We start from the raw sequence: 20,371 nt of genomic DNA, 5'->3' as shown, positions 1-20,371 counted from the left end.
CCGCCCCGGCGGGAGGCGGAGGCTGGACGGTGACGGCCCGCGCCGCGCCCCCGGTCGCGGGCTGTCGGAGCCTTGTGAGCATACCGACGGCGAGGAGGCGGAACTGAGTGCCTCTGTTCTGGCGCATCTTCCTGCTGAACGCCGTCGTGCTCATCGTCGCCACCGCCCTGCTGCTCGGACCCGTCACCGTGTCCACCCCGGTGCTGCTCACCGAGGCCGCGGTGCTGACCGTCGGGCTGGCCGCCATGCTCGTCGCCAACGCGCTGCTGCTGCGCGTCGGGCTCGCCCCGCTGCAGCGCCTCACCCGCGCCATGACCACCACCGACCTGCTGCGCCCGGGACACCGGCCGGCCGTCGGCGGGCGCGGGGAGATCGCCGAGCTGATCACCACGTACAACACGATGCTCGACCGGCTGGAGGACGAGCGGGCCACCAGCAGCGCCCGCGCGCTGTCCGCGCAGGAGGCGGAGCGCCGCCGCATCGCCCGCGAGCTGCACGACGAGGTCGGCCAGTCGCTGACCGCCGTGCTGCTCCAGCTCAAGCGGGCCGCCGACCACGCACCGGCCGGACTGGGTGACGAACTGCGCCAGGTGCAGGAGACCACCCGGGACTCCCTGGAGGAGATCCGGCGGATCGCCCGCCGGCTGCGCCCCGGCGTGCTGGACGAGCTGGGGCTGGCCAGCGCCCTCAAGGCCCTCGCCACCGAGTTCGGCGGGCCGGGGCTGGGCGTGCAGCACAGTCTCGACCCCGACCTGCCCGAGCTGGACCGGGAGTCCGAGCTGGTGCTCTACCGGGTCGCCCAGGAGGGCCTCACCAACATCGTCCGGCACGCCGGTGCGCGCCGGGCCGAGCTGGCCCTGCGGCGCGCACCCGGCGGTGTCGAGCTGCGCGTCCGTGACGACGGCCGGGGCATCGGCGGCGCGGACGAGGGCGCCGGCATCCGCGGGATGCGCGAACGGGCCCTGCTCGTCGGCGCCGACCTGACCGTGGAGCCCGGGCACGGCGGCGGCACGGAGCTGCGGCTGGCCGTCCCCGTCCCGGCGCGCTTCCCCGCGCACGTCCCCGTTCCCGTACGGCCCGTACGGGAGTCCGCCCCCTCGAAGACCCCCGCCGTCCTGCGCCGGTCCGCGCCCGCGCACGCCCCGCCCCCGTGACCGATGTCCCTCGACCGGAAACGCTGAACCATGACCGACCCGTCCCCCACCCGCATCCTCCTCGCCGACGACCACGCACTGGTCCGCCGGGGGGTTCGACTCATCCTGGACGGCGAACCGGATCTGACCGTGGTGGCGGAGGCCGCCGACGGTGCCGAAGCCCTCGAACTGGCCCGGGAGCACCGCCCCGACCTGGCCATCCTCGACATCGCCATGCCGCGCCTGACCGGTCTGCAGGCGGCCCGTGAGCTCTCCCGCACCGCGCCGGAGACCCGGATCCTCGTACTGACCATGTACGACAACGAGCAGTTCTTCTTCGAGGCGCTGGCCGCCGGCGCCTCGGGCTACGTCCTGAAGTCGGTCGCCGACCGCGATCTCGTCGAGGCCTGCCGCGCGACGATGCGCGGCGAGCCCTTCCTCTACCCGGGGGCCGTGAACGCCCTCATCCACAACTACCTCGACCTCGCACGGGAGGGCCGCTCCCTGCCCGCCAAGGCGATCACCGACCGCGAGGAGCAGATCCTCAAGCTCGTGGCCGAGGGCCACACCTCGCAGCAGATCGCGGACATGCTGGTGATCAGCCCCAAGACGGTGGAGCGGCACCGCGCCAACCTGCTGGCCAAGCTCGGCCTCAGGGACCGCCTGGAACTGACCCGCTACGCCATCCGCGTGGGCCTGATCGAGCCCTGACCCGCGGCCCGTGGGACCGGGGCGCGGCCGGCTCCCCGCCGCACGGGTTGCCAGACTGGAGCCGGACCGCGCAGCGGTCCCGCCGCCGCCCCGCACCCGGAGAGCCCGCCGATGCCGCATCCGTACGTCCTGCTGTCCGCCGCCGTCTCCCTCGACGGCTACCTGGACGACTCCGGCCCGGAGCGGCTGCTGCTGTCGGGCCCGGCCGACTTCGACCGCGTCGACGAGGTACGGGCGTCCGTGGACGCCATCCTGGTCGGCGCCGGCACGATCCGCGCCGACAACCCCCGCCTGCTGGTCAACTCGCCCGAGCGCCGGGCCGCCCGGGTCGCGGACGGCCGCCCCGAGTACCCGCTGAAGGTCACGGTGAGCGGCTCGGGCGACCTGGACCCGACGGCCAACTTCTGGCACACCGGCGGCGAGAAGGTGCTCTACACCACCGACGAGGGCGCCGAGCGGGCCCACGCCCTGGGCATCGCCGCCGACGTCGTGCCGCTCGGCACGGAACTGGACTGGCGGCGGCTGCTGGAGCACCTGCACGACGTGCGGGGGGTGCGGCGGCTGATGGTGGAGGGCGGCGGGCGCATCCACACCCAGCTGATCACCCAGGGGCTCGCCGACGAGCTTCAGCTGGTCCTCGCCCCGCTGTTCGTCGGCGACCCGGACGCCCCCCGCCTGTTCGGCCCCGGCCCCTACCAGGGTGGGCGGCTGCGCCTGGTCGAGACCCGGCCCGTCGGCGACGTCGTCCTGACGCGCTACGAGCCCACCGCGCCCGGCACCGGTCCGCTGCCGTCCGCGGCCGACCACCACTGGCTCGCCCTCGCCTGCGAGCTGGCGGAGCGGTGCCCTCCCTCACGGACCGCGTTCAGCGTGGGCGCGGTCGTGGTGGCCGCCGACGGCACCGAGCTGGCGCGGGGGTACTCCCGTGAGGGGGACGACCCCGTGGTGCACGCCGAGGAGGCCGCGCTGGCCAAGACCGACCCCATGGACCCCCGGCTGGCCGGTGCGACCGTCTACTCCAGCCTGGAACCCTGCGCCCGCCGCGCGTCCCGGCCGGCGCCCTGCGCGCGGCTGATCCTGGACGCGGGGGTGCGGCGGGTGGTCACGGCCTGGCGGGAGCCGGACACGTTCGTGGCGGACGCCGACGGCAGCGCGGTACTGGCCGACGGGGGCGCCACCGTGGTGGTGCTGCCGGAGTACGAGGAGCGGGCCAAGGCGCCGAACGGGCATCTCCTGGGCCGCTGACCGCGCCCCCCGCCCGAGGGGTGTGCGACCTGCCCCGATGATGCCGTACACTTGTGTTCAACGACGCGGGGTGGAGCAGCTCGGTAGCTCGCTGGGCTCATAACCCAGAGGTCGCAGGTTCAAATCCTGTCCCCGCTACTGAAGGCCGAGGGCCGGAATCCGAAAGGGTTCCGGCCCTCGGTGTTTCCCGGTCTCCTGCGTGCTCTGCCGTCGCGCGTCACCGAACGTGATCGTGTGGAGTCTCAACGCATAACAACTGACGAACCGTCAGGTTTGCCCGGTCGCCTGAGGGGCGGTCAACTCGCCCGTTTTCGCCCGCTCGTGGCGCTTAAGTCCGGGCGGAAATCGTTAATGATCAAGAGGAACGGCTTGGAATCCGCCCCCCGGGTCTATTAACGTTCGATAACGCAGCGCGGTCGTCCCAGCCGTCACAGAAGTCGGCTCCGTGCGCACGCGCCGAATCCCGCGAGGGAACCGGGGAACCACCTCTTGGGGTGAATCGTGCGGATACCGCCGTGGAGACACGGCTCGTATACGCGCGTAGGAGACCTTCCTGCTCCGAACCCGTCAGCTAACCCGGTAGGCGAGAAGGAAGGAAAGGAGCGCGCCCACGTGGCGTCCAACCCGCCTGCCCCCGAGGCCCCGTTCAAGCCGAGCGACACCTTCGCCTACGGTGCCGAAGAGGGACCCTTCGAGGAGTGGAACCCCACCGCGGAGTCCGTTCGCCCGGTACGCGGCCGGCACCGCGTCGCCAAGCAGCGCGGGGGCGGACTCGCCCGCAGCTCCACCGTCCTGGGCGTCGGCGTCATAGCCGCCGTCGGCGCCGGCGGCATGGCCAGCGCCCAGACCGGCAAGCCGCCCGTCTCCATCTCCATGCCCGACCTGCCCAACGTGGGTTCCCTCATCTCCGACGAGGAAACACCCAAGGGCTCGGCCACCCCCCTCAGCAGCATCGGCATGACCGGTGCCGACACCGAGGAGGGCGCCGCCGACGCCGGCGAGGCGCTGCGCGCCCGCATCATGGCCCAGGTCGAGCAGCAGCAGGGCCAGGCCCAGAGCAAGGCCGAGGCCGCCGCCCTCGCCGCCGCCGAGAAGGAGGCCGCCGACGCGGCCGCCAAGGCGGAGAAGGAGGCCAAGGAGAAGGCCGAGGCGGCGAAGAAGAAGGCGGAGGAAGAGGCCGCGAAGAAGGCCGAGGCCGAGCGCCTCGCCGAGCTGGCCAAGCAGTACGCCCTGCCGACCTCCTCGTACACCATCACCTCGACCTTCGGTCAGGCCGGCGCCTACTGGTCCTCCGGCTACCACACCGGTCTCGACTTCGCCGCCCCCACGGGGACGCTGATCAAGGCCGTGCACACCGGCACGATCACCTCCGCGGGCTGGGACGGCTCCTACGGCTACAAGACCGTGCTCACCCTCGAGGACGGCACCGAGATCTGGTACGCCCACCAGTCGTCGATCAACGTCAGCGTCGGCCAGAAGGTCAGCACCGGCGAGGTGATCGGCCGCGTCGGCGCCACCGGCAACGTCACCGGCGCCCACCTCCACCTCGAGGTCCACACCGGCGGCTCCTCCTCCGGCATCGACCCGGCGGCCTGGCTGGCGGGCAAGGGCCTCAGCATCTGATCCACGGGCGGCCGGTCCCGGCCGTCCACGCCGTGAACGCCGGCAGTCCCGACGACGACCCCCCGACGTCAGGGCTGCCGGTCACGCATGTCCGGGGCGCCGCCCGTGCGGTCAGCGACGGTAGGGGTTCTCGCCGCCGGGCCCGGATACGGCCCGCCGTGGGGCGGCCGCCCCTGCGGGGGCGGTCCGTAGGGGAACGGCGCGTGCGAGGGCAGTCCGTACGGGGGCTGTCCGTGCAGGGCGGGCTGTCCGTGTGGGGCCTGCCCGGCCTGCCCGTAAGGGGTCCGTCCGTACATCCCGTGCGGTGCCTGGCCGGTCCACGCGGCGCCGTACGGAACGCGGGGCGCCGTGAGGCGGGCCGCGTGGTCCAGCGCCGGGCGGGCCGCCGCGCGCCGGTGCCACAGCTCCAGCAGCAGCTGCCGCTCCCGGGTCACGAAGTCCGCCCCGGCCTTCCCCGTCCGGCCCCGGTGCCGCAGGAACGCCAGCGAGGTCGCGTACGCCTCGTACTGGGCGACCGCGCGCGCCGCCGGTTTCCCGCCGTGCTCGCGCGCGTACCGCCGGGCGAGGCGACGGGCCCGCATCGAGCCGAGCGCGAACGGCTCCGCGGGCCTCAGCCAGCCCGCGATCGCGTACGCGGGCAGCTCCGTGCGCACGGTCCGCAGCTCCCGCTGCCGCGTCCACACCACCAGCCAGGTCAGCAGCCCGAACGCCGGCACCATGAACGCCCCGTACACCGCGATGAAGCCGAACTGGCCGAGCGTCGCGGAGCCGTTCCACAGCGCGTGCATGCCCATCGCCAGGAGCAGCCCGGCGAGCGGCAGCAGCACCCGGCGCACCCGCTGCCGGTCCGTGGCCAGCGCGGCGACACCGAAACCGATGCCGGTGAGCACGGTGAACAGGGGGTGCGCGAACGGCGACATGACGATACGGACGAAGAAGGTCGCCGCGGTCACCGAGGCGATGCCGCTGCCGCCGGTGAGCTGGTCGGCGCCGAAGGCGTTGCCGAGGTAGAGGACGTTCTCGGTGAACGCGAACCCGGTCGCGGTGACCCCGGCCACCACCACGCCGTCGAGGATCCCGGTGAAGTCGCGTCTGCGGAAGAGGAAGAGCAGCAGGACCGCCGCGGCCTTCGCGGACTCCTCCACCACCGGCGCTATGACCGTCGCGCCCAGGGTGTCGGCGCCGGCCGGGTCGGCGGTCGTCGTCGCGATCCACCGGGTGGCGAAACTGTTCGCCACGATGGCGATGAGCGCCGCCGCGCACGCTCCCCAGGCGAAGGCGAACAGCAGGTTCCGCCACGGGGCCGGCTCGACCCGGCCCAGCCAGCGGAAGGCGGCCAGGAGCAGCGGGACGGGCAGCACGGCCAGTCCCAGCCCGACCAGGAAGCCCCGCGTGCCCGTCTGCTCCCGCACCAGCGCCAGGATCACCAGCCCGGACAGGGCCAGCAGGGTGACCAGCGCCGCGTAGCGCACCGCGGGTCGCTGCCACCAGTGCGGGTGCCGCGGACCGGGGCCGGGCGCTGCGCCGGGGTACGGCGGGTACGGAGGGCTGCTGGCCACGGGATCGACCCTAACGAGGGAGGGGCAGGGCGGCGTGCCGGCTCGGGGCCTCGGGGGCGCGGGGTCTCAGGGACGGTCCCCGTCCCGGTGCCCGGCAGGGTGGTCGTGCGGTACGCGGCGGAAGAGCAGGTCGTTCACCACGTGCCCCTTGTCCAGGCCCTGACGCTCGAAACGGGTGAGCGGCCGGAACTCCGGACGCGGAGCGAAACCGCCGTCCGCCCGGGTGTTCTCGAAGGCGGGGTGCGCCGTGAGCACCTCCAGCATCTGCTCCGCGTACGGCTCCCAGTCCGTGGCGCAGTGCAGCACGGCCCCCGGGGCGAGGCGGGTAGCGGCGAGGGTGAGGAACTCGGGCTGGATCAGCCGCCGCTTGTGGTGCCGCTTCTTCGGCCAGGGGTCGGGGAAGTAGACGCGCAGCCCGCTCAGGGCGTCCGGCGTGAGCATCTCGCGCAGCAGGATGATCGCGTCCCCGTTCGCCACGCGGACGTTGCTCAGCCCGCGCTCCTCGGCGAGGTGCAGCAGATGGCCCTGGCCGGGGGTGTGCACGTCCACGGCGAGGACGTTGGTCCCCGGGTCGGCGGCGGCCATCCGCGCGGTCGCCTCGCCCATGCCGAAGCCGATCTCCAGGACGACCGGGTGGTCGTTCCCGAACAGCTCGGCCAGGTCCAGGCGGCGGCTGCCGTCGATGTCGAGCCCCCATACCGGCCACAGCCGCTGCAGGGCGTCCGCCTGACCGGCGGTGACCCGGCTGCGGCGCGGCTGGAAGGAGCGGATGCGCCGCTCGAAGTGCGACCCGGCGGGGTCGGCCTTCGGGCCGTCGGGGAAGCGCGGCTCCCCCTTCGCGCGGGCGCGGTGGGCCGGCTCGCCGGCCGGCATGTCGGCGTGCGGTGCTTCGGGGGTGCTCATCACGGATTCAGACACAGTGCCCTCGATTTTACGGGGACGGCGCGGGCGGCGGCCCGGGTCTCATCGCTCGCTCGCGGCGAGGCCGTCCAGCGCCCGGCGGGCGATCTCCCGGCCGATCGGCAGCGAGGCCGTCGCGGCGGGCGAGGGGGCGTTCAGCACGTGCACCGCGCGGGGGGCCTCCCGGATCAGGAAGTCGTCGACCAGTGTGCCGTCCCGCAGCACCGCCTGCGCCCGCACCCCGGCCGCCGTCGGCACCAGGTCCTCGTCCCGCACGGCGGGCAGCAGCCGGCGCACCGCCCGGGCGAAGGCGGGCCTGGACAGCGAGCGGTGCAGCTCGCCGGTGCCGTACCGCCAGTGGCGGCGGGCCAGCTGCCAGGAGCCCGGCCAGCCCAGGGTGGCGCCCAGCTCGCGCGGACGCACCGTCCGCCAGTCGTAGCCCTCGCGGGCCAGGGCCGGGACCGCGTTGGGCCCGACGTGCACCCCGCCGTCCGTGCCGCGGGTGAGGTGGACGCCGAGGAAGGGGAACGCCGGGTCGGGCACCGGGTAGACCAGGCCCCGCACCAGGTCGGGGCGGGCCAGTTCGTAGTACTCGCCACGGAAGGGCACGATGCGGGCGCCGGGTTCGTCGCCCGTGAGCAGGGCGATCCGGTCACAGTGCAGTCCCGCGCAGTTCACCAGCATGCGGGCGCGCACGATGTCGCCGGCCGCCGTCAGGACGGCCACGCCCCGGTCGGGGCGCCGGTCCACGCGGACCACCTCGGCGCCGTAACGCAGGCCGGCGCCGGACGCCTCCGCCAGCCGGCGGGCGACCGTGCCGTAGTCGCAGATGCCGGTGGTGCCGACGTGGATCGCGGCGAGGCCCTCGACCTCCGGTTCGTACTCCGCGATCTGCGCGCCGCACAGCTCGCGCACCGCGAGGCCGTTCTCCCGGCCGCGCTGCACCAGGGCGTGCAGCCGGGGCAGCTCCTCGCGGGCCGTGGCGACGATCAGCTTGCCCGTCACCGCGTGCGGGATGTCGTACTCGGCGCAGAACTTCACCATCTCCGCCGCGCCCCGCACCGCGTACCGCGCCTTCAGCGAGCCTGGGCGGTAGTAGATGCCGCTGTGGATCACCCCGCTGTTGCGGCCCGTCTGGTGCCGGGCCGGGCCGGGCTCCTTCTCCAGCACCGTCACCCGCGTCCCGGGGGCCGCCCGCCCGAGGGCATACGCCGTCGACAGGCCGACGATCCCGCCGCCGATCACCACCACGTCACAGTCGTACGACCCCGCCACCACCTGTGCCACCTCCCGTGTCGATAGTGCACTGCGCCACTGACAACGGCTTCAAACCAGGGGGAGGCCCGGGCCGGACGGTCCCGCCGTGGCCGGCGGAGCGGTCAGGCCGTCGTCATCAGCAGCGGGCGGGCGCGCTCGCGCAGCTCGACCACGCGCGGCTCGTCGCCGTAGGGCTCCAAACGGTGCAGCAGGTCCCTGACGTACTCCGTGGTGCGGGCGGAGGAGATACGGCCCGCCACCTCCACGGCCCGTACGCCCTGCTCGCAGGCCGCGTCCAGGTTGCCGGACTCCAGTTCGGCGACCGCGGAGACCACCAGGCGCAGGCCGTGCGAGCGCACGAACTCCTCGGTCGGCTTCGACAGCGCCTGCTCGGTGAAGCGGCGGACCTGGCGGGGCGCCTTCAGGTCGCGGTAGCACTCCGCGGCGTCGGCGGCGAAACGGTCGTAGGAGTAGAAGCCGAGCCAGGTCGGGTCGCTGTCGCCGGGGCGGGACCGTTCCAGCCAGCTCTCCGCCGCCTTCAGCGCGGCGCCGGCCGCGTGGGCGTCACCGGCGCGTGCGTGCGCGCGTGCCTCCACCAGACGGAAGAAGCTCAGGGTGCGGGCGGTGGCCAGGCCCCGGTTGCGCTCCAGTGCCGCCTGGGCGAGGTCCACGCCCTCGTCGCCGAAGCCGCGGTAGGTCGCCTGCAGCGACATCGAGGCGAGGACGTAGCCGCCGAGCGGCACGTCGGCCGCCGCGCGGGCCAGCCGCAGGGCCTGGATGTAGTAGCGCTGGGCCGCCTCCTGCTGACCGGTGTCGAAGGCCATCCAGCCCGCGAGGCGGGTGAGTTCGGCCGACGCGCCGAAGAGGGAGCGGCCCACGTCGTCGGAGTAGGAGCCGAGCAGCAGCGGGGCCGCCTCGACCCTGAGGCACTCGGGCACCATCGACGAACGCCAGTCGCCGCCGCCGTACTTGGAGTCCCAGCGCCGGGCGTCCTCCGCGGCCTCACGCAGTTTCCGTACGTCGCTGTGGCCGACTTTGAGCGGTGCGCCGGAGCCGTCGGACGGGCTCACCTCGCGCGCCACCGAGCTGTCGGCCGGGGTTATCAGCCACCGTGAGGCGGGGGTCGCGTACGCGCTCACCGCGAACGACCCGGCCAGGGACTGCCAGATGCCGCCGGAGCCGGCACGGCGGCCCGCGAGGTCCAGCCGGTACAGCTCCGTCGCGCTGCGCACCGCCTGGCCGACGTCACGGGGGAAGGCGAGACCCACCTCGGGCGCGGGATCGGCGTCCGCCAGACCGATCTCGTGCAGCGGCACGGGACGGCCCAGCTTCTGGCCGATGGCGGCGGCGATCAGGTGCGGGGCGGCACCCTGGGGCACCATTCCCTTCGACACCCAGCGCGCCACCGACGTCTTGTCGTAGCGAAGCGTCAGTCCTCGCTGTGCGCCAAGGTCGTTGACGCGCCGCGCGAGGCCGGCGTTCGAGATTCCCGCGAGGGCGAGAACGGCGCCGAGTTTTTCGTTCGGCCCGCGTTGCTCCCTGGACATGCGCCACCCCTCGACACAGACGGCTGCCGCACTGGCATAACCACGCGGCATTCGTAAACCCAGCGTAGTTCGCCGCATCCCAAGCGTTAAGGGGCATTCTTCCGGATGGCGGGATTGTGGTCCGTACTGAAGTACGGGTCCGATACGCGCAGTTGCGGCGTGCTCCCGGTGTGTGGCCGTGCGCCCGTCCGTGCGCTCTTCTCCGGCCATCACGGGAGCGGTTCCATGGTCGGTGCGTGGGTCGGCCCGCTGTACTGGATCCAGTGGGCTGGGGGAACACCGCCGCCTACATCCCCGCGGGCGGCGGAACGGTCCGGGAGGCGTGCTCCGCCTCCCGGACCGTGCGCCCCGCGGTGGTGCGCAGAGCCTGCACGGAGCGTGTTCGAGTGTGATCTCACCGCTTCGAAATGGCCGAAAATCGTTGCCACTCTTTTCGGCGTATCCGCCTTTCTACCCAGGTAGTTGAGGGCGCGTTGGTGGCTTTGGGGGCGCGCTACGGGGGCGCATTCGCGTCGAAGTGGCCTGGTGGGCGGCGGGCGCCCTGACGTCGATCTCCCTGTCTCGGGCGGGTGTTCGGGTGCGCACCGGGTCAACGCCCGCGGAGGGTGGGTGTATCCGCCGGGGCGCATTCGGCGGAGCACACACCGCTCCGGCGGCGTTACCGAGCGCCTCCTTCATGGCAGCATGGGGAACCGGTTCGTACGGTGCACTGGTTGTCCACAGCTTGTGGAGGCGGCGATGCGGTGGTTGGTGGGATGGAGCAGCACCGCCGCGGCGGCCGGGGGCTACGGCCCCGTCGGCTCCGCCGGTGCCACCGGCGTCGACGGCGAGACCGTGCAGCCGGTCGGCTCCCACCTGCTGTGGGGCGACCCCGATCCCCTGTGGGCGGTCGGCGACTGGCGCCCCGACGAGGTACGGGTGGTCTCGTCCGACGCGCAGACCCGCATCGCCGTCCTGGGCACCTGCGGCGCCTCCGACGAACAGCTGCGCGTCGCCCTCTTCGCCGCCCGGGGCGGGGCGCTGCGGCACCTCACCGCCTGGCCGGGCAGCTACACGGCCGTCGTCCAGGTCGGCCGCCGGGTCACCGTGTGCGGCGACCTCGCTGGCGCCCGGCCCGTCTTCTACACCCCCTGGGCGGGCGGCACCGCGTACGCCACCGCCGCCCTGCCGCTCGCCGACCTCGTCGAGGCCAACCTCGACTTCGGGCACCTCGCCGCACTGCTCGCGGCGCCCGACGTGCCCGCCGCGCTGCAGGACTCCACCCCGTACGACGGCGTGAAACGCATTCCGCCGGGGCACGCGCTGATCCTGCGTGCCGGTGCCCGTGAGGTCGCCGGGTACGAACCCGTTGCCTCGCTGGCCGTCGCCGCCCCGCCCGCCGACCCCGATCACGCGGTGGACGCCGTGCGGGACGCGCTGGTGGAGGCCGTACGGACCCGGCTGGCCGCTCCCCGGCACGTCCCCGGGGCCGACATGGACCCCGGCCCCGTACCGGGGATGGGGCCGGCCGAACGGCGGGCGGCCCGGGGCACGCCGGTCGCGGGGATCGGGGCCGACCTGTCCGGCGGGCCGGCCTCGGGGGCGCTCGCTCTGCTGGCCGCCGGGCTCCCCGGGATGCCGGGCACCGTCCTCGGGCACGGCACCGGCGCGGGGGAGCGGCTGCTGGCCGTCACCTTCAACGACCTCGCGGCCGGCGACGCCGGCGGGCGCGACGAGGGCGAGCTGGAGCGGGCCGGTGCGCTGGCCGCCAACCCGCGGCTGCACCACGTGGTGGTCACGGGCGGCGAGTCGACGCTTCCGTACGTCGAGCTGGACGGGCCGCTGACCGACGAGCCGGGGCCGTCCCTGGTCGCTGCCGCGCGGCACCGGGCGCGGCTCGCGGCGGGCAGCGCGGACCACTTCACCGGGTACGGCGCCAAGCAGGTGCTCGACGCGCACCCGGCGCGCCTGGCCGACCTGCTGCTGGACCGCAAGCGGCGGCACCTGGTGCGGCCGGTCGCCGCCCTCGCCAAGGCGGACGGGTCCGTGATGGTGCCGGCGCGCGTCTACGCCGCGGCGCGGCGGCTGGCGCGGACGCCGTACCGGACGGGGCTGGAGTCCCTCGCGGAGCGGCTGCTGCGGCGGAAGCTCGGCGACGACGGGCCGGGCGGGGCCGCGGACGCCTCGCTGGCAGCGCTGACCTGGGGGAGACCCGGGCCCGCGGCGCGTTGGCTGACCGGTGAGGCGCTGGCTGAAGTATCGGTTCGCCTCCAGGCGTCGACATGGCGGTCCGAGGTCGGGCCGGGGCAGCGGCCGGGGGACTTCCGGGCGCGGGCGGCGCTGGCGCGGTACGCGGCGGACGTGCGGGTGCTGGAGCAGGCGGCGGAGATCCGGTCGCAGCGGCTGCACACGCCGTTTCTCGACAACCAGGTGGTGCGGGCGGCCCGCGCCCTGCCGGAGGCGCTGCGGGTGCAGCCGGGGGCCCGGGCGTCGATCCTGCGGTCGGTGCTGGAGGGTGCGGGAGTGCGGGATCTGCCGGCGGGGTGGGGGACGCCGGGGGTGGCCACGTCGGCGGTCGCGGCGCGGACGGGGCTGCGGGTGGCGGCGGGAACGCTGATCTCGCTGTTCGACACGCCGTTGCTGGCGGAGGCGGGGCTGGTGGAGGCGCGGGTGGTGCGCAAGGCGTTGCGGGGGGCGGCGGAGGGGGAGGCGCTGCCGCTGGACGGGCTGGCGGATCTGGTGGCGCTGGAGGTGTGGCTGCGGAGGCTGCTGGCGCGGCGGGGGACGTGCTGGACGGGGACGCCGGCGCGGCAGCGGGCGGTGCCGGGGGGGATCGCGCCGCAGCGGGGGGCGCTGGGGGCGGGGGCAGCGGGGTCCCGTTGAGGGGGCTGCGCTGAGGGCTGTCGCCGAGGGCTGCCGCCGGGGCTGGTGGACCGCCCACGGTGGGGTGGGTGGTGCGGGGCCGGGGGGGGGGTGGTCGTCCTCGGTCTGGCGCGATGGGGCGTGTCTGTGGGGTGCGGGGTGTTGACGTGCCGGCCGCTGCGGGCGCCCACCCCCACCCCGTCCCCTCCCCGCCGTACGCGGCCACAGCACCGCTAGCCGCGGGCAGTCGTGCCGCCTGGGGCTCACGTACGCAGGCCGGCGCCCGGGGGGGGGGTATGGGCCCCGCGGGTGCCGGCCTGGGTGGCGGAAAAGTGACCCTGGGTCAGGAGGGGCGGCTGCGGAGGCCCTCCAGGAGGATGTCCAGCAACCGCGCCGACGCCGCCGCCTGCTGCGCCGCATCCGGCAACGAAGGCGCCGACGTGGCGATCACCAGCAGCACGTCCGACACGGACACGTCCGCCCGCAGCTCACCCGCCGCCCGCGCCCGGTCCACCAGCTGACCGACGACGTCGAGCAGCTCCGCCGCCCCCGCGTCGTCCTCCGCCCGCTCCTCCGGCACCAGCCGCAACTCCCCCGCCGGCTGCGTCCGCTGCTGCGGCAGCCGCGCGTGCTCCGGCAGACCCCGCTCCTCCGCCACACCGACCCGCAGCACCTGCGGCGGCAGCAGCCGCCCCGCGCCGGAGGCGACCGACGTGCGCAGGAAGCGGGACAGCGCCGACCACGGCTCGTCCTCCTGGCCCAGCGCCGCACGCGCCTGCTCGGTCAGCCGGGAGGTCTCCTCCTCGGCGATCCGCCGTACCAGCACGTCCTTGCTCGGGAACCGCCGGTACACGGTGCCCACACCGACCCGGGCCCGGCGGGCCACGTCCTCCATGGGCGCGCCGTAGCCCAGCTCGCCGAAGACCTCACGCGCGGCGCGCAGCACGTGCTCCAGGTTCCGCTGCGCGTCCACGCGCAGCGGTGTGGTGCGTCCGCCGTCCGGGCGTCCGCCCGAGGCCGCGCTCATCGTGGCGCCGGCGGCGACAGCGGACGACCAATGAGAGTCCTGAACATGCATGTGTATTCCCCCGGTAATGACGTCTCCCCCCGGAGACTCTCCCCGCCATTGACGACCGGGGCGTGTGGAACGGGACCGGCCTGTCGGTCCCGCCCGTCGCGGACCCGATGAGCACATCCCCCTGCACCCCGTCGACACACGAACATAGTTGAGCGGGAGTCAATTCAGAAGGGGCACGTTCCGCACGGAGCGCCCCTCGATCGGAGCACGAGTCGTATACGTCCTGAATGTTCCCCCGAATGGGTGGCGATCATCCGGTGTGACCTGCGGAAAGGGGGTGTGGGTCGGTAAATCGGCCAACCACGGCCGGTGAAGTCCTCCGGTCACACAATTCGTCGAGGCTGTGGACAAACGGAAGCGACGGGTGCGTCATGGGATGGTGAAGGAACGTGCGCGCATTCTCGTTGTCGGCGGCGGCTACGTCGGGATGTACACGGCCCTGCGCCTGCAACGAAGGCTGAAACGGGAGCTCGCGAGAGGCGACGCCGAGATCACGGTCGTCACGCCGGATCCGTACATGACGTATCAGCCCTTCCTTCCCGAAGCGGCCGCCGGTGCCATTTCCCCTCGCCATGTCGTCGTACCGCTGCGTCGTGTCCTCGACCGGTGCCGCGTCGTCATCGGGGAGGCCACCGCCGTCGACCACGCCGCGCGGACGGCCACCGTGCGCACGCCGGCCACCGACGAGGAAGGCACGGACGGGCAGCGGATCGCGTACGACGAACTGGTCCTCGCCCCCGGCTCCGTGGCGCGCACCCTGCCGATCCCGGGCCTCGCCGACCACGCCATCGGCTTCAAGACGGTGGAGGAAGCCATCGGACTGCGCAACCACGTGCTGGAGCAGATGGACATCGCCTCCTCCACGCGCGACCCCGCCGTCCGGGACGCCGCGCTGACGTTCGTCTTCGTCGGCGGCGGCTACGCGGGCGTGGAGGCGCTCGGCGAGCTGGAGGACATGGCCCGGTACGCCGCGCGGTACTACCACAACCTCCGCCCCGAGGACATGAAGTGGATCCTCGTGGAGGCGTCCGGCCGGATCCTGCCCGAGGTGGGCGAGGAGATGGGCCGCTACACGGTCACCGAACTGCGGCGGCGCAACATCGACGTACGTCTGGAGACGCGCCTGGAGTCCTGCGCCGACCGGGTGGCCGTACTGAGCGACGGATCGCGTTTCCCGACGCGGACGGTCGTATGGACGGCCGGGGTGAAGCCGCACCCGGTGCTGGCGGCCACCGACCTGCCGCTGAACGAGCGGGGCCGGCTGCGCTGCACCGCCGAACTGGCCGTCGAGGGTGCCGCCCACGCCTGGGCCGCCGGTGACGCCGCCGCCGTGCCCGACGTCACCGCGGGGGAGAAGGGGCGGGAGTGCGCCCCCAACGCGCAGCACGCCCTGCGCCAGGCCCGGGTGCTCGGTGACAACGTCGTCCACGCCCTGCGCGGCGAACCCCTGGAGACGTACGCCCACAAGTACGCCGGTTCCGTCGCCTCCCTGGGGCTGCACAAGGGGGTCGCCCAGGTCTACGGGCGCAAGCTGAAGGGCTACCCCGCCTGGCTGATGCACCGGACCTATCACCTCAGCCGGGTGCCGACCTTCAACCGGAAAGCGCGCGTGGCCGCGGAGTGGACGCTCGCGGGGCTCTTCAAACGGGAGATCGTCTCGCTCGGTTCACTCGAACATCCTCGGGCGGAGTTCGAACTGGCGGCCGGTGGAAAGCCTTCCCAGGACCCACCGCACGACCCGAAGGGGTCGTCCTGACCGGACCCAGGAACTCTCGCGGCCGGACCGGCGTCTAGCGGATGTCGGCCCGGCCGGACCCTGCCAGACTGGGCCACCACCGCGGGGCGGGACGGCCCGCCCCCGGTGCGGCCCCCGGGCCCCGGCCGGTCCCGGTATCCGGCCGCCGACAACTACACGAGGCAAACATTCGTGAACTTCACGCGCTGGAGCGCCCGGCTCCCCGGAACGCAGCGCCGCGCCGCAGCGCGGACCGAGCAGACGGTTTCCCCGGACCGGCGGGGAGAGGGCTCCGTGCCCGCGGCCCGCGCCGAACAGCTCACCGACGGCGAGCGCCCCGCGCCCGCGGTGGACGAACTCGCGGTGCGCGAGGTCCTGGACCGCGTCCCCTACCTCGTCGCCCTGGTGCACGGCCCGGAACACTGCATCGCCTACGTCAACGACGCCTACACGGCCGCCTTCGGCGTCCGCCCCCTCGGCGCGCCCGCCAGGGAAGCGCTCCCGGAACTCGACGAGCTGGGGCTGCTTCCCCTCCTCGACCAGGTCCTGCGCAGCGGCAAGCCCCGCACGGTGAAGTCACGCAAGGCCCCCGACGGCCGCTCCTACACGTTCACCTGCACCCCGGCCGGCGAGGGCGACGGCCGCGGGGTGCTGGTCTTCGCCACCGACGTCACCGACCACGCCGAGGCCGCCGAGCGGCTGCGCGCCAGCGAGCGCAGACAGCGCGAGACCGCCGTCACCCTGCAGCGCTCCCTCCTCCCCCAGGAGCTCGAGGAGCCCGACGACCTGCGGATCGCGGCGACCTACCACCCCGGCGGCACCGAGGCGGCCGTCGGCGGCGACTGGTACGACGTGATCACGCTCGGCGGCGGCCGCACCGCCCTGGTCATCGGCGACGTGATGGGCCGGGGCGTGCGGGCCGCCGCCGTCATGGGCCAGCTGCGCACGGCCGTCCGGGCCTACGCGCGCCTCGACCTCCCGCCGCACGAGGTGCTGCAGCTGCTCGACGGCCTCGCCATGGAGATCGACGCCAACCAGATCGCCACCTGCGTGTACGCCATCCACGACCCCAACGAGGGACGCCTGGTGTACGCCTCCGCGGGCCACCTCCCCATCCTGGTCCGGGACGAGAAAGGCACCGTGCGGCGCGCCGACGAACCGACCGGCCCCCCGCTCGGCACCGGCGGCTGGATGCACTCCTCGGGGTCCGTGCCGCTCGGCCCGGGCTCGACCGCCGTCCTTTACACCGACGGGCTCGTCGAGCGCCGTGACGAGGACCTCGACGAGGGCATCGCCGCCCTGGAGCGGGCCCTGGCCGGAGCCACCGGCAGCCCTCAGGTCGTCTGCGACCGCCTGGTCCGCTCGGCCGGCGTCACCCCGGACCACGACGACGACGTCGCCGTCCTGGTCCTGCAGCATCCCGCGCGTACGGGGGCGGAGAGCGAGCTGTTCCGCAACGCCGCGCTCGAACTGCTGGGCGGGGTCGAGGCGGCACCCCGCGCGCGTGCCTTCGCGTCGGGCGTGCTGACCAGCTGGCGATTCCCCGCCGAACTGCACGACCTGGGCGTGCTGGCGACCAGCGAACTGGTCGCCAACTCCCTCCAGCACGGCACACCCCCGATGCGGCTGCGGCTGCGCCGCACAGACCGCCGTTTGATCATCGAGGTCACCGACGGCGACGACCACCTGCCGAGGCGCCGTCGCGCGGAGCCCGGCGACGAGGCCGGCCGGGGCATCGCCATCGTCGCGACGATCGCCTCCACCTGGGGCAGCCGGCGCACACCGGGTGGCGGCAAGGCGGTCTGGTGCGAGTTCCTGCTGCCCCAGCCCGCCGGCGTCGCCGTGTGACAGGTGGGGCGTGCGGTCAGGCGCGCGCCGCTGCCTGCTCCGCACCGCCCTGCGCCACCACCCGGCTGCGCGCCATCGACGGATGGTCCTGCACCTCGGTGAGCTGCCGCCCCAGCCGCACGGCCAGCACGGTGATGCCCAGCGAGAACAACAGGAAGACCACGATGTACGGCGCGTGCAGCGAGGCGCCCAGCGGGCCGCCCACGGCCGGTCCCACGGCCAGCGCGAGCTGCTTCACCAGCGCGAAGGCCGAGTTGTACTGACCGGCCATGCCGGTCGGCGCGAGATCGGCCACCAGCGGCGCCAGCGTCGGCGAGAGCATCGCCTCCCCGAGCCCGAAGAGCGCGTACGTCGACACGAACGCGGCGGTCGCCATCGTCTGGCTCCCGTGGCCCAGGCCCGCGTACCCGGCCACGGCCCACGCCACGGCCCAGATGAGACCGACCGAGGCGATCACCCGCGACCGCTTGCGCCGCTCCACGAAGCGCAGCACCGCGAACTGCGCGACGACGATCACCAGCGTGTTCGCCGCCAGTGCCGTCCCCAGCGCGGACGTGGAGATCCCGGCGGCCTCGACGCCGTAGGCGCTCAGGCCCGACTCGAACTGGCCGTAGCAGGCGAAGAACAGCACGAAGCCCAGCACGCACAGCTGCACCATCGCCCGGTTGCCCAACAGCTGCTTCCAGCTGCTGCCGCCCGACTGGGCGGGGGCGCCGTCGAGCCGCGGCGAGCGCGGCGTCCGCACCGTCGCCATCACCACGACGAGCAGCAGGAACATCGCCGCTTCGAGGGAGAAGAGAAGGGTGAAGGAGCCCGCTTTGCTCGGGTCCACCAGGTGACCGCCGATGAGACCGCCGACGCCGAGCCCGAGGTTCTGCAGGAAGAACTGCATGGCGAACGCCCGGGACCGGGTCTCCGGACCGGAGCACTCCACGATCATCGTCGCGAGCGCCGGCTGCATGACCGCCTGTCCGGCACCGAGCGCCGCCGCCGACAGCAGCACGGTCGCCGCGCTGCCCGACAGTCCGAGGCTCAGCGCCCCGATCGCGGCGGTGACCAAGGCGGCGAGCAGCACCGGAAGCGGGCCACGCCGGACGATGGCCCGCCCGGCCAGCGGCAGCACGATCAGCGCGGCCACGGCGAAGACGGCGAGGACGAGCCCCGCCGTCACCGGTCCCAGCCCGCGCACCTGCGCCACGTAGACGTACAGGTACGGGACCGTGAAGCCCAGCCCGAAAGCGCTGAGTGCGTTGCCCACGTGAATCCGGCGCATCGCTGCGCCCATCGCCCTGGTCACGTTCACCTCTCTCACACGTTAGGAGTGAAGACTTAGAAGCTAAAGTTCGAAGCTAAAGAGTACATAGAGAAGGACTTCAAGGCAAAGAAGGGTCGTGCCATACTGCGGGGCATGGGCGACACCCCCGGCGTCGAAGAGCCGACACTCGAAGAGCAGATCGCCGCCTACCAGCGCGAGTTCCAGGACCTCGACCCCCAGGTCGAGAAGATCGTCAACGCGCTGTCCCGGCTGAACCGCCGCATGAACGTCGCCTACGGCCGTCAGACCGCCGAGCTCGGCATCACCAACGCCGACTGGGAGGTCCTCAAGGCCCTCGTCCTCTCCGGCGCCCCCTACCGCATGGGCCCCAGTGACCTGGCCAAGCGCCTGGGTCTGACGCCGGCCGCCATGACCCACCGCATCGACCGCATGGTCACGGAAGGTCTGGTCACCCGGGAGCGGGACGAGAACAACCGGGTGCGTGTCATCGTGGAGCTCACCCCGGCCGGCCGGGAGAAGTGGCAGGAGGCCATGCGGATGGCCACCGTCTTCGAGGCGGACCTCCTGCAGGACCTCGACCACGACGAGCGGGCGACCCTCGGCGACGTCCTCACCCGCCTCCTGCGTCGGGTGGAGGACGCCCAGCCGGACGCCGGCGGACGCCTCACCGACCTGGACTGACCGGGGCTCGACCCCGGTACGAAAGATCTTGGGCGTGGGTACTTGACGCGCCCCCACCCGATCCGTAAGGTTCTTCGGGTTGCCACGGGGCCGTAACGGTTCTCCGGCAGCACTTCCGCCGCGACAGCGGCATCACACCTCAGTACGACCTCCCAGCGGGATCGACATCGGCATGTCCGAATTCAATTCCGCACTCCCGATTTGGGGAACACGGAGAGAGTCCGCTAAGGTTTGAGACGTCGGAACGGCCCAACGGCCGGGAAGACAAGCCCCGCTGACTGGGGGTCAGAGCGAGAAACTGGATCTGATAAAGTCGGAACCGCCGGAAAGGGAAAGCGCGAAAGCGCTGGCGCTGGAAAGCACCGAGGAAATCGGATCGGAAAGATCTGATAGAGTCGGAAACGCAAGACCGAAGGGAAGCGCCCGGAGGAAAGCCCGAGAGGGTGAGTACAAAGGAAGCGTCCGTTCCTTGAGAACTCAACAGCGTGCCAAAAGTCAACGCCAGATATGTTGATACCCCGTCCATCCGGTTTCGGATGGTCGAGGTTCCTTTGAAATAAACACAGCGAGGACGCTGTGAACGTCGGGACTATTCCTCCCGACGTTCCGCTCTCGTGATGTGTGCACCGGATTACCGGTAAACATTCACGGAGAGTTTGATCCTGGCTCAGGACGAACGCTGGCGGCGTGCTTAACACATGCAAGTCGAACGATGAACCACTTCGGTGGGGATTAGTGGCGAACGGGTGAGTAACACGTGGGCAATCTGCCCTGCACTCTGGGACAAGCCCTGGAAACGGGGTCTAATACCGGATACTGATCATCCTAGGCATCTTGGATGATCGAAAGCTCCGGCGGTGCAGGATGAGCCCGCGGCCTATCAGCTTGTTGGTGAGGTAATGGCTCACCAAGGCGACGACGGGTAGCCGGCCTGAGA

The 20,371-nt window shown here is 73.1% G+C and carries 14 protein-coding genes, 1 tRNA gene, 1 rRNA gene and 1 riboswitch; of the genes, 10 read left to right on the top strand and 6 right to left on the bottom strand.

Annotated features, from left to right (window positions below; all coding sequences use genetic code 11):
* Positions 1-107 precede the first annotated feature (107 nt).
* The 5 genes from ACIF8S_RS16595 to ACIF8S_RS16575 all read left to right on the top strand — a co-directional run bounded on the left by ACIF8S_RS16595 (position 108) and on the right by ACIF8S_RS16575 (position 4,712).
* Positions 108-1,154, top strand: coding sequence for a HAMP domain-containing sensor histidine kinase (locus ACIF8S_RS16595; RefSeq protein WP_399999833.1), 1,047 nt, complete (start codon positions 108-110; stop codon positions 1,152-1,154).
* A gap of 30 nt (positions 1,155-1,184) precedes the next feature.
* On the top strand, positions 1,185-1,844 hold the full coding sequence (locus ACIF8S_RS16590; RefSeq protein ID WP_349795868.1) for a response regulator transcription factor: 660 nt from the start codon (positions 1,185-1,187) through the stop codon (positions 1,842-1,844).
* 111 nt (positions 1,845-1,955) lie between these two features.
* Complete coding sequence (locus ACIF8S_RS16585) at positions 1,956-3,089, top strand: dihydrofolate reductase family protein (protein ID WP_399999832.1); 1,134 nt, start codon at positions 1,956-1,958, stop codon at positions 3,087-3,089.
* A gap of 64 nt (positions 3,090-3,153) precedes the next feature.
* Positions 3,154-3,227: transfer RNA gene (locus ACIF8S_RS16580), tRNA-Met, on the top strand.
* A 306-nt stretch (positions 3,228-3,533) separates the two neighbouring features.
* Positions 3,534-3,690, top strand: a riboswitch (cyclic di-AMP (ydaO/yuaA leader).
* 11 nt (positions 3,691-3,701) lie between these two features.
* A complete protein-coding gene (locus ACIF8S_RS16575) occupies positions 3,702-4,712 on the top strand; it encodes a M23 family metallopeptidase (protein ID WP_399999831.1) in 1,011 nt (336 codons plus the stop codon).
* Positions 4,713-4,780: 68 nt separating this feature from the next.
* Here the strand turns inward: ACIF8S_RS16575 and ACIF8S_RS16570 are convergent, their stop codons facing one another.
* From ACIF8S_RS16570 to ACIF8S_RS16555, 4 genes are all read right to left on the bottom strand, one after another.
* Positions 4,781-6,271: a PrsW family glutamic-type intramembrane protease gene (locus ACIF8S_RS16570; protein WP_399999830.1), complete on the bottom strand. Its 1,491-nt coding sequence runs from the start codon at positions 6,269-6,271 to the stop codon at positions 4,781-4,783.
* A 66-nt stretch (positions 6,272-6,337) separates the two neighbouring features.
* A complete protein-coding gene (gene trmB, locus ACIF8S_RS16565; RefSeq protein WP_400000056.1) occupies positions 6,338-7,174 on the bottom strand; it encodes a tRNA (guanosine(46)-N7)-methyltransferase TrmB in 837 nt (278 codons plus the stop codon).
* A 60-nt stretch (positions 7,175-7,234) separates the two neighbouring features.
* Positions 7,235-8,458: an L-2-hydroxyglutarate oxidase gene (gene lhgO / locus ACIF8S_RS16560; RefSeq protein ID WP_399999829.1), complete on the bottom strand. Its 1,224-nt coding sequence runs from the start codon at positions 8,456-8,458 to the stop codon at positions 7,235-7,237.
* Between the two features lie 92 nt (positions 8,459-8,550).
* Entirely contained in the window at positions 8,551-9,975 is a 1,425-nt protein-coding gene (locus ACIF8S_RS16555) for an MFS transporter (protein ID WP_349795880.1), read from the bottom strand.
* 738 nt (positions 9,976-10,713) lie between these two features.
* Here ACIF8S_RS16555 and ACIF8S_RS16550 point away from each other — a divergent pair.
* Positions 10,714-12,837 (top strand): asparagine synthase-related protein, encoded by a 2,124-nt coding sequence (locus ACIF8S_RS16550; protein ID WP_399999828.1) that lies wholly within the window; start codon positions 10,714-10,716, stop codon positions 12,835-12,837.
* Between the two features lie 322 nt (positions 12,838-13,159).
* Here the strand turns inward: ACIF8S_RS16550 and ACIF8S_RS16545 are convergent, their stop codons facing one another.
* Positions 13,160-13,894, bottom strand: coding sequence for a helix-turn-helix domain-containing protein (locus ACIF8S_RS16545; protein ID WP_349795884.1), 735 nt, complete (start codon positions 13,892-13,894; stop codon positions 13,160-13,162).
* A gap of 376 nt (positions 13,895-14,270) precedes the next feature.
* Here ACIF8S_RS16545 and ACIF8S_RS16540 point away from each other — a divergent pair, with 376 nt between their 5' ends.
* Entirely contained in the window at positions 14,271-15,650 is a 1,380-nt protein-coding gene (locus ACIF8S_RS16540) for an NAD(P)/FAD-dependent oxidoreductase (protein ID WP_399999827.1), read from the top strand.
* A 171-nt stretch (positions 15,651-15,821) separates the two neighbouring features.
* Entirely contained in the window at positions 15,822-17,477 is a 1,656-nt protein-coding gene (locus ACIF8S_RS16535; RefSeq protein WP_399999826.1) for a SpoIIE family protein phosphatase, read from the top strand.
* A 16-nt stretch (positions 17,478-17,493) separates the two neighbouring features.
* On the opposite strand, the gene ACIF8S_RS16530 is transcribed toward ACIF8S_RS16535, so the two are convergent.
* A complete protein-coding gene (locus tag ACIF8S_RS16530; protein ID WP_400000055.1) occupies positions 17,494-18,762 on the bottom strand; it encodes an MFS transporter in 1,269 nt (422 codons plus the stop codon).
* 123 nt (positions 18,763-18,885) lie between these two features.
* Between ACIF8S_RS16530 and ACIF8S_RS16525 the strand changes: the two genes are divergently transcribed.
* Both ACIF8S_RS16525 and ACIF8S_RS16520 read left to right on the top strand, forming a co-directional pair.
* Positions 18,886-19,434 (top strand): MarR family winged helix-turn-helix transcriptional regulator, encoded by a 549-nt coding sequence (locus ACIF8S_RS16525; protein WP_399999825.1) that lies wholly within the window; start codon positions 18,886-18,888, stop codon positions 19,432-19,434.
* A 644-nt stretch (positions 19,435-20,078) separates the two neighbouring features.
* Positions 20,079-20,371: ribosomal RNA gene (locus ACIF8S_RS16520) — 16S ribosomal RNA — on the top strand; the annotation flags it as partial.

The organism is Streptomyces sp. NPDC085937, assembly GCF_044540535.1.
GTDB lineage: Bacteria > Actinomycetota > Actinomycetes > Streptomycetales > Streptomycetaceae > Streptomyces.
This window is presented reverse-complemented; position numbering and strand designations above follow the sequence as displayed.